Genomic DNA, 14415 nt, shown 5'->3' on the forward strand with positions numbered 1-14415 from the left:
TTATTCTGCTGATTTTTCTTTAGAAGCAACTTCGCGGTCTTTATCAAAAGGCCATTCTTCTTTAAGGACGATCGGCTCGCGTAGTTTAAATGGATTCTTTTCAATGAGCCATTTCGTCGACGCAAAATCTAATTTGTCATCGTACAGCTTCGTGTATGTCAAATAATAGCTCATTACTCTTTTAACGTACGCGCGTGTTTCATTAAATGGAATGTGCTCAATGAAAACGTCGTAATCCGTATTCGTGCCATCTTTTTCTTTGAAGTTGCGTAACCACAACTTCACACGATGTGGACCACCATTATAGGCAGCAGCCATAAGTGGATACTGATTCCCCAGCTCATCCGAAAGTTTTCTTAAATACATAGCTCCGTACTTAACAGCAGTCGGAGGCTCAAAAAGATCACCAACTTTGTGGTCCTCTTTCAACATGATCGCCACTTTTTGTGATGTGTACGGCATAAACTGCATTAAACCCACTGCACCCACCGGAGAAATCGCATCGTACTTGTACTGCGTTTCGGCTTTCATGATCGACCAAATTAAATAAGGTGAAATATCACGCTTGCCACCCTCTTTTTCGACATCTTTGACATAGGCCTTCGGATACAGCGATGTCCACAGAAGATTGTCCTCTTTCAAGTCTAACCTTTTACCTGATGGAGGATTCACTCCGTTTGAAAGAGCTAAAGCGCGGTTATAAAACTCTTTATCTAAATAATAGCGAATCAATGGCTCGGCTTGGATTTTATTTGTCAGAGGACTACCTGAAAGTGTTTTTTCGACTTCGAACAAATGCCACTTTGCAAGGTCACGATAACCCCACTTAATTAAATCGTCGGCCCATGACATTTCATTTTGTAATTCTTTTGAGGTGTAGACGGTTAAACCTTTTGTCTTTTTATCATCCTCACCTAGATCTTCTTCATTGGCTATTTGAATACTGCCCTCGTCTGTAGAGCCGAGATCACCAAAGAAGGCATCGTAATCTTGAAGCATCATCCATGATGAGTTTCCATCAGGCAAAACAAAGAACCCACGCCCTGCACGCATATTGCCAATGTGAGCTTGTAATAGCTCTGATGTAGCGAAATCTTTATAGGACTCATAACGAAGCCACGCTAAATAATTGTAATAGCTAAAAAATCGTCCATCACGCACAGGCTGAGCCAACTGTTTAAAGTACTCTACCGCCTGCACGCGATTGTCCATATTCCATTCGGCTTGAGCTAACCAATACAAGTTACGAGCTTTGTCTCGCGCCCACTTTTGATTGGCTAACAGCGCTTCTTTCGCCTTAGGAGCATCTTTATCTAAGTAATAGCACCACGCTCTTAACCATGTCAGATCATCATATTCGCGTGTTTTATTTTTACGCTTATGCGACGCATGCGTGTTGATCAACGTTGTTAAAATTTTGGAAGCCTCTTTATAGCGACGTGTTTGATAAAACAAAAATGCTTTCTGATAGGTGTACTCGCGGCGGCGACGATCATTTCCAGCAGAAGATATAATGTTATTCACGACTTCTTCTGCTTTTTTCAACTCTCCAGCTCGAATCGCAATGTAAAAAAAGTTCGCGTAGTACTCATCGAAGTTTTTCAAATCATCCGCATAAGGGCTTAGAGTTTCAAAAGCCGAAGTGGGATCACCAACATTTGTGTAAAATACTGCCTGTACGAAAGCTTTTTCCCAGCCGCTCAGTTTTCGTAAGTTGATGAACTCATTAACTTCGCTTTGTGCTTTCCCCTCTTCACCAGCAAAAATTAACATGCGTGTTCTGTAAGTAAAGTCTCGAAATGTCATTTCGCAAGTTTCAAGGCCTAAAATCACTTCACTTAAAGCCAATGTTGGCTGCGATAACCAACGCTGTCTTTCTGTCTGACAGAGTTCTTTTAAGTTTTTATTTTTTAGAATCCACTTCAAATACAGAAGTTCATATTCAAAGCCTTCGGGCTGAGCTCGCAAGTTCGCCAACATGGACTTCGCAATACGAGGAAACTCTGGCAATCCCGCTGTCGTATCCGCTTTAGATTCGACGTCAATTTCTAGAATTTTTTTTAAAGAGTCATGCTGAAGCTTCAGCATCTTTTTACTTTTAGCCAACTCTTGGTAAAGCTGCCAAAACATCGCCGTTGAATTTTCATTCATAGCCATGAAATATTTTTTATAGGATTGCTCTTCAAAACTTTTAGGATTCCATTTATTCAGGCTGGTGCGCGCACTTACCTTTTTTCCTTCAGATCTATATTTGAAATAGTCTTCAAGATGATTAGCCAACGCCGTACTGCTAAGCAAGAAAGCCGTGATGCAAGTAAGAACTGTTCTGAAGCGGAGTGTTTTCGTTTTCATCAATTTCAATACCTTTGCTTTGAACCTCTGTTATGTTAACTCTGATCCTCTAGTAAAATCAAAGAACAAAACTATTTTAGTATGTCAGTCTTGCAGCGCTTACAGATCTTCCTAAGAAGGAAAATCAGAAGACAAAATTGGTACGTAGTAAGACTGGCCAGTGGTAGTAATCACGTGGAGCAAACACATCACACAGACCAAAGTCTCAGTAAAATTATCCGTGTGAATTTTCTAAAACCTGTGCATGATTAAATGTGCATGCTTAAATAAGTTGAGTTTTAAACTTATCTTCAAAAGGAATAATATATGAATAAGATAAGCAAAGAGACATTCAAAGCCGGAGACTTTATTTTCTTCGAAGGTGATATTGAAACCCATTTTTTTATTATTGAATCTGGAAGTGTCTCTATTTTTGTAAAAGATAAAACTGGAAAAAAGATAGAAGTCGCACGTCTGTCTGATGGGGAAACTTTTGGAGAGTTCGCGCTGATCAGCCAAGGAGCCCGCACAGCCAGCGCTCAAGCCCTGACGGATGTGAAAGTGATGAAGGTTTCGGCCGAAGGGTACGAAACCATGCTGAATGACCTCCCCCTTTGGGCCTCGTCTATGTTGCGTTCGTTCTCTAAACGCCTGAAACAGATGAATAGCAATTTAAAAGACCTTAAATCCCAATAACCTATTATATAGGATCTTCTCAGGGCTCCGATAAGGGGCCGATTTATTACTAGAGCGACCAATCTAGTCGATACCGGTCAAAGCTTGGTTACGGAATGACTCCACAGACTGACTAATTTATTGATTCTACCTTATCTATTTTACATAGTTTGGCCCCAGTGTATCAATGTTGTACACATCAGATTAAATATATCGTATCTACGCAAGGCACGCGAATTGAATACATGTAAATCGAATTCGTTTATCAAAGAGGGCTTTGCATGAAAAAGAATCTGTGGATTTCGGTTCCATTATTAAGTTTGATCTGTGTTGGCGCACACGCCGCCGGCACCCCAACTGTCCGTATGGTCAGACCGGCGCAAGCCGCTGCCCCTACAGCACCTCAAAGCACTGTTGCGGCTCCCCAAGCGCAAGCAGCAGCTCCAAGTGCACCGGCAGCCAAAACAGCGACGGCAGCTCCTACGAGCAGTGCCTCTGTAGCTAAGCCTGCTGCCGCAGCTCAAAAAGCCGCAACCAGCACAACAAAAGCTCCTGCAGCTAAGGCGGAAGAAAAACCTTCTGTTTCTTTTGGGCTTATGTTCGATACGAACTATACTTTACAAGCAAAACAGCAAGACGATGGATCTCGTTCGCAAGAGCAAGATTTTACGTTGATGCCTTCAATGAAATACAGCGACTACAGTGCCAATGTGAGTTTCACATACGTACAGGATTTAGCTGATTCAAAAAATAGTGCGGGTTTCATTGATCCAGCGTTTGGCTTCAGCCGTAAAGCTTGGAAATTAAATGACTACTTCAACTTAGGCCCTTCTATGAGCTTAATCTTACCGATGACAGATAACTCAAAAAACAACGTGGGTTTGATGTACAATATCGGTGCGGCTCTTTCATTATCAGTAAATACAAAAACATTGGGCTGGGATAACTGGAGACTAAGCACAAGCGTTTCCTACAATCGCAACTTCACTGACTACGATACTCGCCTAGATGGTAATCCGAATACCGCTTACCGTATTCGTCAACGTTACAACATCGGTTATAACTTTACGGATCAATTATCACTTTCAACGCGCTTCCAATTTGATTCTAACTACTCAGTTAGCGGCATCGTAAGAAACTCGTTCTTGCACTTTCAAAGTTTAGGTTACGACATCAATGATGTTGTGGGTGTTAACTTTACTCACACCAACAGTAACTCTATGTACAAAGCACAAACTTATGAAAGTAACTTGAAGTTTTTTGATGACACATCATCAACTTACTCTGTAGGTCTTACTCTAAGCATTTAAGAATAAAGGATTGAGCGATATGAAGAAGCACGTATTATTTCTAGTTTTAGGTTTAAGCACAGTTGCCGTAACTATGACGAGCTGTAACAAACCAACAGAGCGACCTAGCACGATGGACAAAGCCATTGCTGGTAAAGTGATGGAATTAAAAGAGCTATCCGAGATCACAGGACAAAGTAAAACTGTGTTCTACTCTGGTAGCGAAAAAGATCTAAGCCAATTAAATGCTTCTTTGAAACAAGTTAAATTAAGCGGAAAAGTAGAAGAAGTAACAAAAAAGATTACAACTGCTTCTAAAGCAGCGGCCTTGTCTGAACAACTGAAAGATGGTGTTATCGCTATCGTCGTTTTAGAAAGACACATCAAAATCCTTAAAGTCGTAAAAGAAACAACAAATACAAATATGGATGAAGTTGTTTCCTCTATCCAACTTTATGATGCGATGAAATCTTTAAGTAAAGCATCTCAGCCTCAGGCTCAATCGGCGCTATCTCAAAAAATTGATGAGTTACGCTTTAAGTCTCCTTCGGACTTAGGCGAGACATTCGGTCTTGTTGAATTGGCTTCCATTAAAGTTGAAAAATATGGTGTCCTAGAAGACTTAAGAACTGATTACGGCGAAAGACGTTCTGTTCTTGGCCTTGTACAAAAACCTTTTGAGTTTGCAACACATATCATCCTAGGTGGTGAAGAAGGTGCTGCGGACGAAGGCGCTAGCGAAAACGCTGGCACAGAAGAATAAGCCTACATCTGATTTAAATAATTCTTTGGGTCCATTCGACTCAATAAAAAAGGCCAGCAGCACTGGCCTTTTTCTATTTTAACGCTATTTTAATTCTATTTTGTTATCTGAGACTTTTTAATCGCTTTCGTCCATGAGACTCGTCTTTTCGCCACCATCCGTGCATTCTGTTGCGGACGGAACTCTGAATCCTTTTTCCAGATCTTGCGGATCTCGTCTAAATTTTTCCAATGCCCAATACCTAACCCCGCTAAGTACGCAGCCCCAATGGCTGTGGTCTCGACTTGTACAGGACGATCAACAGCGGTTTGGATGTAATCGGACTGAAGCTGCATCAAAAGATTATTCATAGAGGCTCCTCCGTCCACACGTAGGCGCTTCATTTTCTTTTTCAGATCTTTCTGCATAGCTAGCAAGATATCAGCGTTTTGCAGAGCCATAGCCTCTAAAGTCGCCCTTGCGATGTGAGCGCGCGTGCTTCCGCGCGTAAGACCTGTGATCTCACCACGTGCTTCTGCGTTCCAATAAGGCGCACCCAAGCCTGTTAAAGCCGGTACAAATTCGACTCCATCTGCGCTCTCGACCTGCTGTGCGAGCACTTCCACATCCGAGCTTTTTTCGATTAGGCCTAAACCATCACGCAACCATCCAACGGCAGCACCACAAATAAAGGCGCCACCCTCTAGAGCGTACTGAGTTTTACCATTGCCTAAACGCCATGCCACCGTCGTCAGACAGCCAGCTTTCGACTTCAGGGCTTTATGGCCTGTATTCATTAAAATAAAACTTCCCGTTCCAAACGTGCATTTGCTTTCACCTTCAGAAAAACACGTCTGTCCAAAAAGTGCGGCCTGCTGATCGCCAGCAACACCTGTAATCGGTGTCCCCTCTTTGATAAACTTCTGTTTTGCCGTATAACCAAAAAGCCCCGAAGACGATTTGATCTCGGGTAAGCAATCGACAGAAACTTTAAATAATTTCATCAACTCAGCATCCCAGGATGTCGTTTTCAAATTCATTAACATCGTACGCGAGGCATTACTGACATCGGTCGCAAAGATTTTTTTGTCTGATAATTTCCACATCAAATACGTGTCGATATTACCAAAAGCCAAATCCCCTTCTTTTTGGGCCTGTCTTACCGCTGGCACATTTTCAATTAACCAACGCATCTTGGTCGCCGAAAAATAAGGATCTAAAACCAAACCTGTTTTATTTTTAATTTTTGCAGACCACTTCTTACGGAGCTGATCACACATTTTAGACGTACGACGACACTGCCATACGATAGCATTGTACAGAGGCTCACCCGTTGATTTACGAAAGGCCACCACTGTTTCACGTTGGTTGGTAATTCCAATAGTTAGGATTTCATCCGCAGAAGCTTGCGCCTGCTTCATACAAGCAAAGGCTGCATTTTCAACCGATTGCCAGATATCTTCTGGATTGTGCTCAACCCATCCTGCATGTGGATAAATTTGACGATAATCAATTGTTGCCTTCGCAACAAGACTTCCGACTTGATCAACCAGAATAACTGTAGACCCTGTAGTCCCTTGATCTATCGACATAATGAATTTTTTAGAATTTTTAGTCATATTTGTTCCATTCTCTTTGATGGTCTAGATGATTTAACTCTAAGATTAGTGTTAAGCTTTTAAACAACATCATGATCAACTTTTTAAAAAAACCCAACGAAAAAGTTTTCAACTTAAAAGAGCTCAGCTCTGATGCACTACTTTACAAAGTATTTCCACGTCTTGTTATGGAAATCATGAAAAAGTACTTTCGTCTTGAAATCGAAGGACTAGAAAACATCCCTGAGAAAGGGCCTGTTATCATCGCACCTAATCACTCAGGATTTTCTGGTTTTGATGCCATGGTGCTTTCTTATATCTTACAACAGAATACAAAACGTATCCCCCGTGTTTTGACTCATCACCTTTGGTTTTTAACTAAAACTACGGCTCTACCCGCACAGAAAATGGGTTTTATCGAAGCGACGTATGAAAATGGAGTTTCACTTTTAAAAAGAAACAATCTTATCGTGCTATTCCCCGAAGGTGAGCACGGAAACTTCAAGCCCACAAGTAAACGCTATCAACTGCAAGAATTCAAACGCGGCTTTGTCCGTATGGCAATGACGACAAATGCCAAAATAGTTCCCACTATTGTTTTGGGGGCTGAAGAAACACATATCAACTTACAGCAATTAAAATTCACTAAGTTTTTACGCGGCTTAGTCTTGCCACTACCCCTGAATGTTATCCCTTTGCCTGCTAAGTGGAAGATTGTTTTTTTGAAACCAGTGCAATTGCCTTTCGATGCCGAAAAAGTCACGGACCGCGAACTCTGTCATGATATCTCAAGTGAAATTCAGGAAGATATGCAGAAGAAGATAAACCGCGAAATTAAAAATCGTGGCAGCGGCTTCTTTTGATTTTATGTGAAAATTTTAAAGTTTATTTATCTATTCAGGACAGTTGGCTGTAGAAAAGCTTTCCTGTTCTGCGCAGTCAGGAAGGTCATTCGCTAATGACTTTAAAAGACTGTCCCATGCTTTGATAATAATTCCGGGACTTTCTTCACTACGCGAAACCAAAGTTTTCGTCATGAGTGTTGCACACCCCACTGCTATTGTAAGCAAGAGTAAGTATTCAACTAGAATCTGACCTTTTTTATTTTTATAAAGAGGCTTCATGTGTTTTAGCTTTTCCAACCCAAGCCGAAATAGCTTTTACAATGTGATCCATTTGTGCACCAAATTCAGTTTCAGTTTGAGGCTGGCAGAATCCAATCGCCAACCCTTCTTCCCAATCCTGAGCGTGAATTGAAGCTGCTTTTTCAGAGAAAACCATCTGAAGATCTTTTTTCTCTGGGTACATCATTAAGAAAACATGCTCTTTAGATTTTGCTGAAGTTGCTTTGAGTTCATTCCACAAATCTAAATGCTGAGTCTGCATCAAGTGATACACTTTAAGTGCTGCAGATTCATAACTTTGAGAGAAGTAAATACGAAGAGGGCCATCGAACAGTGCAGTATTGAAAACGGGGCTGTAAAATCTTGTTGTCATAAATGAGGAATACGTTGCTGCCATGTTGTGTTACATCCTTGTTGCCCTTAGCCTAGAAAAGCTTTCACCTGTTTCACAAGTAAAAATTTAAGAATCTTAAATTTTCCTGCGCATCGCATCAAAACAGTCGTAACTATTAGATCTTCAAGCATTTTCCACGAATGAACATCTGATGATCAGGAGTCATCCCCGCCGAGTAAAAGAAATCCGACAAATCAGCCTCAGTGCAAATAAAGTTAGCATATTTGCCGACTTCTAAACGTCCCTCTTCATGCTCGATACCCAACGCGCAGGCGGCTCCGTGCGTGTAGGCCTGAAACACTTCCGGTAGGCTCATCTTCATTTCCAGTCGCGCTAACAAACCCACCAAAGCTAAATCCTGCGAAGGACAGCTTCCAGGGTTATAATCCGTGGCTAAAGCGACCTGCGCTCCGGCCTCAATCAACTTGCGCGCAGGAGGATAGGGACACTTCATGTAAAGATCAGCCATTGGTAAAAGAACCGCCGTCGTCTTAGAAGCAGCAAACTTACGAATCAATCGATCATCCAAGTGAATCACATGATCCGCAGAGAGCGCTTGAAAATCTAAAGCCAGATCAGCTCCGGCCGATAATGACAGTTGATTCGCATGAACCGTGATTTGAAAACCAAGGTCTTGAGCTTTCTTTAAATAGATCTGTGATTCTTCTTTTTCGAAAAATTTATTCTCTATAAAGATATCCACACGCTGAGCTAGGTTTTTCTTACGAATTTTCGGCAAAACTTTTTCACAGACATATTCAATGTACTGCAAATTAGTTTCAAACTCTGGTGGACGAGCATGGGCCCCTAAGAATGTGCCCACAATACGAGGACCTTTTAGTTTTGGGAGGACCTCTAAAACCTTGATTTCATTTTTCAGATCTAAAGCATAGCCAGACTTTATTTCAAGAGTAGAAACACCCTGCTTTAGAAAAGTGTCGACTCTTTTTTGAGTGCTTTTCAGCAAATCGGACGCGGTGGATTTGCGCGTCGCTTTCATCGTCGACAGAATCCCCCCGCCTTTTTGAGCGATCTCGAGGTAGCTCACTCCTTGATTACGCATTTCAAATTCAGCGGCGCGGGAACCAGCAAAAATAGTGTGGGTATGACATTCAATAAACGACGGAAAAACCAATTGGTTTTTCAAATCGTGTTCCGCTTTCACTGTTGTTTTTTTGCCTAGCTGCCCGCGCAGTTTTCCTTGTGGGCCTATCCAGATAATTTTCCCCTGCTGGACCAACATCGCCATCTTGTTCTGCTGATCAGTAAAATCAGAATGAGCTAATCTAAAATTTCTGAAGAGTGTAAGCGCTGACATCTGAGCTTTTTAATCTTTCTTTTTTCCCTGTGCGGCGACATGAGCCATAGCTGCGGCTACTTCTTCGGCGCTGCCTAAGAACTCTTTTCCTATAACTTTGAAGTCTTTATCTAATTGATAAACCAACGGAATCCCTGTTGGCATATTCACTTCCATAATTTCAGCTTGAGACAGCCCTTCTAAGTGCATAACAAGAGCGCGCAACGAATTGCCGTGGGCCGCAATTAGAATTTTTTTGCCTGACTTGATATCAGCAGAAATTTTATCATTCCACAGAGGTAAAAATCGCGCCACAGTCTCTTTTAAGGATTCCCCGCTTGGAAGTTCATTGGGTTTTACATCTTGGTAACGAGGATCATGTGAAGGATGTTCAGGATTTGAAACCTCCATCGCTGGCGGAGGAGTATCAAAACTTCGACGCCAAATTTTAACCTGCTCTTCACCATGTTTTTCAGCAGTCTCGGCTTTATTTAAACCTTGTAGCCCGCCATAATGACGTTCATTTAAGCGCCATTCTTTTGAAACCGGAAGCCAGTGCAGTTTCATTTCTTCTAAGATGTAATTCAGAGTTTTGATGGCTCGAGTCAGACGGCTGGTGTAAGCCATATTAAACTCAAACCCCTTTTCCTTTAAAGCTTTGCCTGCTTTTTGGGCTTCCAAAACACCCTTTTCAGACAAATCCACATCCTTCCATCCAGTAAAACGATTTTCTTTGTTCCAAACAGACTCGCCATGACGAACAACCACTAGTGTGTACACTCTAAAACTCCTACGTTAGTGCGGTTTTTCAGAAGACTTTCAAAGGCTTCTTTTTGTTTTATCTCGCACCATTTTTATGAGAGAATTATGGGGCTAAAAACATTAGAGGTCAAAGCACAATGAATCACATGAATCTTGAATATCTAGAGTCACTTTATAACCAATTCAAAACATCTCCAGATTCTGTCGAGCTGGAATGGAAACGTTTTTTTGAAGGCGTTGAATTTGCCAAAGATGGTTCTCTTGGGTTCTCGGAAAAAGAACTCAACGTCTATCATCTGATCAGCGCCTATCGCAACTATGGTCACTACGAAGCCGACCTTGATCCTTTAACAAACTCGGTGGCTCCAAGTGAACTTTTGAGTTTAAAAACTTTCAACCTAACTGAATCTGATCTTAACACTCAATTTCAAATTGCTTCTATTATTGGAAAACCAAATGCAACTCTGAAAGAAATCATCGCTCACTTGAAGTCTGTATATTGCGGCAAGCTTACAGTTCAATGCGCAGAAGCTCTTCCAGATGTGCGCGACTGGTTTATCCGTGAGTTCGAACAAAATCCAACAAACTTCAAGCTGACGAATGAAGAGAAGAAAGAAATCCTTACTTCAGTGACTCAAGCGGAATCTTTAGAAAAATTTATTCACACTCGCTATGTGGGAACTAAGCGCTTTTCTGTAGAAGGAGCTGACGCTGTCCTGCCTATGTTAGATCGCTTAACATCAAAAGGCGCTGAACTTAAAGTTGAAGAAGTTATTTTAGGTATGGCTCACCGTGGACGCGTAAACGTTTTAGCGAACTACATGCAAAAAGATGTGGCGCAGATGTTTGCTGACTTCAATGGCCCAACAGAAGTCGAAGCTCCGATCGAAGATTTCGATGGCGACGTAAAATACCATTTAGGCTACAGCAAAGTTAAAAAAACTAAAGCCGGAGACGTTGAAGCTCACCTAGCTTTCAATCCTTCACACTTAGAGGCTGTTAACCCAGTTGTTCTAGGTATGGCTCGCGCTTCACAACGCCGTCGCAAAGACACTAAAGATCGTAATCGCGTCGTGCCTGTTCTTATTCACGGTGACGCCGCTTTTGCTGGCCAAGGCATCGTGATGGAAGTTTTCCAAATGGCCCATGTCCGTGGATACAATGTGGGTGGAACTGTTCACATCGTGATCGACAATCAAGTCGGCTTTACCACTAATCCAGAAAATGGTCGTTCAGCTCACTACTCTTCCGACGTAGCAAAAGTTTTAGCAATTCCGGTTATTCACTGTAATGGTGATGATGTCGAATCTTGTATTCGCGCCGTAGATATTGCCATTCGCTATCGTCAAGAGTGGAAACGCGACATCGTCATCAACATGATCTGCTACCGCCGCTTTGGTCATAACGAAGGTGACGAGCCAGCTTACACGCAACCATTGATGTACGACATCATCCGCAAACATCCAACGTTACGCGAGATCTATTCAAAACAGTTGATTCAATCTGGAGCCTGCGACCAAGCTTTTGCCGACAGTCTCCTGAGCAACAGAATGAATGAACTTCAACAAATTTACGAAACAGCTAAGGCTAATCCTCCGAAACTTAAAACATTTAAATTTGAAGGAGCATGGAAAGGTCTTAAAAAAGGGAACGCGGCTGACATGGTTAAACCTGTCGACACATCTGTAGACCTTGCCGCTTTGAAAAAAGTCGGTCAATTGATCGCTTCTGTTCCAGAAAATTTCAACCTACATCCAAAACTCAATAAGCTTGTTGAAAACCGCAAAGCGATGGCTAACGGAACTGAAGCTGTAGATTGGGGTATGGCGGAACTTTTAGCTTATGGTTCTTTGATCAACGAAGGCACTTCCGTTCGCTTGACGGGACAAGACTGTGTGCGTGGAACGTTCGTTCATCGTCACTCAGGCTTCTATGATACGAAAACAGGCGAAGTGTACTTCCCACTAAAACAATTGAACTCAGAAAAAACTAACTTCTGCGTTTACGACTCTATTCTTTCTGAATATGCCGTTATGGGTTTTGAATACGGAAATTCTATTTGGGACCCAAGCTTCTTAACTATGTGGGAAGCTCAGTTTGGCGACTTCGGCAACGGAGCCCAAATCATGATTGACCAGTTCATTGCCGCTGGTGAATCTAAATGGCAACAAATGAGCGGTTTAGTTCTGTTATTGCCTCATGGCTACGAAGGACAGGGCCCTGAGCACTCGTCGGCTCGTCTAGAACGCTTCCTGCAATTGGCAGCGCAAAACAATATCCAAGTGGCTAACTTGACGACTCCAGCGCAGATCTTCCATGCATTACGTCGCCAAACGAAACGTGATTTCAGAAAACCACTTATTGTGATGTCTCCGAAATCATTACTTCGCCACCCACGCGCGACAAGTATGATTGATGAAATGGCCAAAGGCTCATTCCAAGAAGTGATCGCCGATACTTTTGTATCAGATGCTAAGAAGATCGAAAAAGTCGTTTTTGTTTCAGGTAAGCTCTATTACGAACTTTTAGAAGAGCGCGAAAAGAGTCGTGATCAGAAAACTGCACTTGTTCGTCTGGAACAAATTGCTCCATTCCCTGCGGACAAAGTAGCTGAAGTTTTGGGTCTATATCCAAATGCTAAGAAATTAGTGTGGGCACAGGAAGAGCCACGCAACATGGGCTCGTTCCAATTTGTTTACTTCAAATTTGTTGAAGTACTTGAAAAGCTGAACTCTAAATTGAATATCACTTATGTTGGACGCGGCGAAAGATCGTCTCCGGCTACGGGTTCAATTTATCGTCATAAAGTAGAACAACAACAAATCATCGAAGATGTTTTTAAAGTTTAATTAATAAAGAAGGACTGTCGAAAATGAAATTAGAAGTTAAAGTTCCTGCCGTTGGTGAATCTGTTACTGAAGCCGTTATCGGAAGCTGGGAAAAGAAAACTGGTGAATTTGTAAAAATGAATGATGTCATTTTGCTTTTAGATACGGATAAAGCCTCTGTTGAAGTTGTCGCTGAAAAGGATGGAGTCCTGACGACAACAGCAAACGCAGGTGATACCGTACAAATCGGCGCGACAGTTGGTTATATCGATACTGATGCTCAGCCGGCGGCTCAACCTGCTGCGGCCAAAACAGACGCAGCTCCTGCAGCTAAAACTGAAAGCGCGCAGGCAGCTCCAGCTTCGGACGCTGGTGGCGATCGTAAAACTCATCCCGAATTACAAGCTCATCAATCCCCTGCTGTTCAAAGAATTGTAAATGAAAAAGGTATTGATCCTTCTTCCGTAACGGGAACAGGTCTTGGCGGACGCTTAACAAAAGCGGATGTGGCTGGCGCAAGTGCAGCTCCAGCTAAAGCGGAAGCTCCTGCGGCGGCAGCAAAACCAGCAGCGGCAAAAGCTCCGGCAGCTCCGATTCTTCAAGGCCCATCGAAACAAGGTGATATCAAACGCGTTCCGATGACGAACATCCGTAAACGTATCGCGGAAAGATTAGTTCAAGCTCAACACAACGCTGCTATCTTAACAACTTTCAACGAAATCGACATGAGCAAAGTGATCGATCTTCGTGGTAAGTACAAAGATCAATTCAAAGAAAAATATGGTGTTAACTTAGGTTTTAATGGTTTCTTTGTTAAAGCCGTTATTGAGGCCTTAAAAGCTTTCCCTGCAGTGAATGCTTGGATTGACGGACAAGAGATCGAATACCACAACTATTACAACATCGGAATCGCGGTATCGACTGAGCGTGGTCTTATGGTTCCTAACATCAAAGATGCGGATCAATACACTATTTCCGGCATCGAGTTAGCTATTCGTAACTTAGCGACTAAGGGCCGTGATGGCAAAATCACTCCGGATGATTTAAGCGGTGGAACTTTCTCGATCACTAATGGTGGCGTGTTCGGTTCACTTCTTTCAACACCGATCTTGAATCCTCCACAAAGTGCGATCTTAGGATTACATAAAATCGAAGACCGCCCTGTTGCGATCAACGGCAAAGTGGAAATTCGTCCAATGATGTACGTCGCTTTATCTTATGACCATCGTATTATTGATGGTAAAGAAGCTGTAGGCTTCTTAGTTAAGATCAAAGAAGGCGTTGAAGATCCAGAAAGACTGTTACTAGAAGTTTAATTTTTATATATCGAGATACTTTGGCAAATCTGATTTTGGCGAAGTTTGGCAAATCTGGC

12 protein-coding genes are annotated in these 14415 nt (G+C 42.2%); 6 read left to right on the top strand and 6 right to left on the bottom strand.

Going from position 1 to position 14415, the window contains the following annotated elements; translation table 11 throughout:
- Positions 1-2352 carry a lytic transglycosylase domain-containing protein gene (locus A11Q_RS13595; protein ID WP_015470511.1) on the bottom strand — a complete coding sequence of 784 codons (2352 nt, stop codon included), beginning with the start codon at positions 2350-2352 and terminating at the stop codon, positions 1-3.
- A 306-nt stretch (positions 2353-2658) separates the two neighbouring features.
- Between A11Q_RS13595 and A11Q_RS09085 the strand changes: the two genes are divergently transcribed.
- The 3 genes from A11Q_RS09085 to A11Q_RS09095 all read left to right on the top strand — a co-directional run bounded on the left by A11Q_RS09085 (position 2659) and on the right by A11Q_RS09095 (position 5058).
- On the top strand, positions 2659-3027 hold the full coding sequence (locus tag A11Q_RS09085; RefSeq protein ID WP_015470512.1) for a Crp/Fnr family transcriptional regulator: 369 nt from the start codon (positions 2659-2661) through the stop codon (positions 3025-3027).
- 260 nt (positions 3028-3287) lie between these two features.
- Entirely contained in the window at positions 3288-4316 is a 1029-nt protein-coding gene (locus tag A11Q_RS13600) for a hypothetical protein (protein ID WP_015470513.1), read from the top strand.
- 19 nt (positions 4317-4335) lie between these two features.
- Positions 4336-5058: a hypothetical protein gene (locus tag A11Q_RS09095; RefSeq protein WP_015470514.1), complete on the top strand. Its 723-nt coding sequence runs from the start codon at positions 4336-4338 to the stop codon at positions 5056-5058.
- 95 nt (positions 5059-5153) lie between these two features.
- On the opposite strand, the gene glpK is transcribed toward A11Q_RS09095, so the two are convergent.
- Positions 5154-6656 (bottom strand): glycerol kinase GlpK, encoded by a 1503-nt coding sequence (glpK, locus tag A11Q_RS09100; RefSeq protein WP_015470515.1) that lies wholly within the window; start codon positions 6654-6656, stop codon positions 5154-5156.
- Between the two features lie 71 nt (positions 6657-6727).
- Here glpK and A11Q_RS09105 point away from each other — a divergent pair, with 71 nt between their 5' ends.
- On the top strand, positions 6728-7498 hold the full coding sequence (locus tag A11Q_RS09105) for a lysophospholipid acyltransferase family protein (RefSeq protein ID WP_015470516.1): 771 nt from the start codon (positions 6728-6730) through the stop codon (positions 7496-7498).
- A 30-nt stretch (positions 7499-7528) separates the two neighbouring features.
- Here A11Q_RS09105 and A11Q_RS13880 read toward each other — a convergent pair whose 3' ends face one another.
- The 4 genes from A11Q_RS13880 to gpmA form a co-directional block, all read right to left on the bottom strand.
- Positions 7529-7672, bottom strand: coding sequence for a hypothetical protein (locus A11Q_RS13880; RefSeq protein ID WP_158320367.1), 144 nt, complete (start codon positions 7670-7672; stop codon positions 7529-7531).
- Positions 7673-7742: 70 nt separating this feature from the next.
- Positions 7743-8156 carry a hypothetical protein gene (locus A11Q_RS09115; protein WP_015470518.1) on the bottom strand — a complete coding sequence of 138 codons (414 nt, stop codon included), beginning with the start codon at positions 8154-8156 and terminating at the stop codon, positions 7743-7745.
- 112 nt (positions 8157-8268) lie between these two features.
- Complete coding sequence (gene hutI, locus A11Q_RS09120) at positions 8269-9471, bottom strand: imidazolonepropionase (protein ID WP_148284977.1); 1203 nt, start codon at positions 9469-9471, stop codon at positions 8269-8271.
- A 9-nt stretch (positions 9472-9480) separates the two neighbouring features.
- Entirely contained in the window at positions 9481-10230 is a 750-nt protein-coding gene (gene gpmA / locus A11Q_RS09125; protein WP_015470520.1) for a 2,3-diphosphoglycerate-dependent phosphoglycerate mutase, read from the bottom strand.
- Positions 10231-10331: 101 nt separating this feature from the next.
- Here gpmA and A11Q_RS09130 point away from each other — a divergent pair, with 101 nt between their 5' ends.
- Positions 10332-13061 carry a 2-oxoglutarate dehydrogenase E1 component gene (locus A11Q_RS09130; protein WP_275401416.1) on the top strand — a complete coding sequence of 910 codons (2730 nt, stop codon included), beginning with the start codon at positions 10332-10334 and terminating at the stop codon, positions 13059-13061.
- A gap of 23 nt (positions 13062-13084) precedes the next feature.
- Positions 13085-14356 (top strand): 2-oxoglutarate dehydrogenase complex dihydrolipoyllysine-residue succinyltransferase, encoded by a 1272-nt coding sequence (gene odhB, locus A11Q_RS09135; protein WP_015470522.1) that lies wholly within the window; start codon positions 13085-13087, stop codon positions 14354-14356.
- Positions 14357-14415 lie beyond the last annotated feature (59 nt).

The organism is Pseudobdellovibrio exovorus JSS (assembly GCF_000348725.1).
Taxonomy (GTDB): Bacteria; Bdellovibrionota; Bdellovibrionia; order Bdellovibrionales; family Bdellovibrionaceae; genus Pseudobdellovibrio; species Pseudobdellovibrio exovorus.

What these genes read in the sequence shown, in the direction of transcription:
- glpK (WP_015470515.1), bottom strand. Translation starts at nt 6,656, where the DNA reads ATGACTAAAAATTCTAAAAAATTCATTATGTCGATAGATCAAGGGACT.
- A11Q_RS09105 (WP_015470516.1), top strand. Translation starts at nt 6,728, where the DNA reads ATGATCAACTTTTTAAAAAAACCCAACGAAAAAGTTTTCAACTTAAAA.
- A11Q_RS13600 (WP_015470513.1), top strand. Translation starts at nt 3,288, where the DNA reads ATGAAAAAGAATCTGTGGATTTCGGTTCCATTATTAAGTTTGATCTGT.
- hutI (WP_148284977.1), bottom strand. Translation starts at nt 9,471, where the DNA reads ATGTCAGCGCTTACACTCTTCAGAAATTTTAGATTAGCTCATTCTGAT.
- A11Q_RS13595 (WP_015470511.1), bottom strand. Translation starts at nt 2,352, where the DNA reads ATGAAAACGAAAACACTCCGCTTCAGAACAGTTCTTACTTGCATCACG.
- A11Q_RS09095 (WP_015470514.1), top strand. Translation starts at nt 4,336, where the DNA reads ATGAAGAAGCACGTATTATTTCTAGTTTTAGGTTTAAGCACAGTTGCC.
- A11Q_RS13880 (WP_158320367.1), bottom strand. Translation starts at nt 7,672, where the DNA reads ATGACGAAAACTTTGGTTTCGCGTAGTGAAGAAAGTCCCGGAATTATT.
- A11Q_RS09115 (WP_015470518.1), bottom strand. Translation starts at nt 8,156, where the DNA reads ATGGCAGCAACGTATTCCTCATTTATGACAACAAGATTTTACAGCCCC.
- A11Q_RS09085 (WP_015470512.1), top strand. Translation starts at nt 2,659, where the DNA reads ATGAATAAGATAAGCAAAGAGACATTCAAAGCCGGAGACTTTATTTTC.
- odhB (WP_015470522.1), top strand. Translation starts at nt 13,085, where the DNA reads ATGAAATTAGAAGTTAAAGTTCCTGCCGTTGGTGAATCTGTTACTGAA.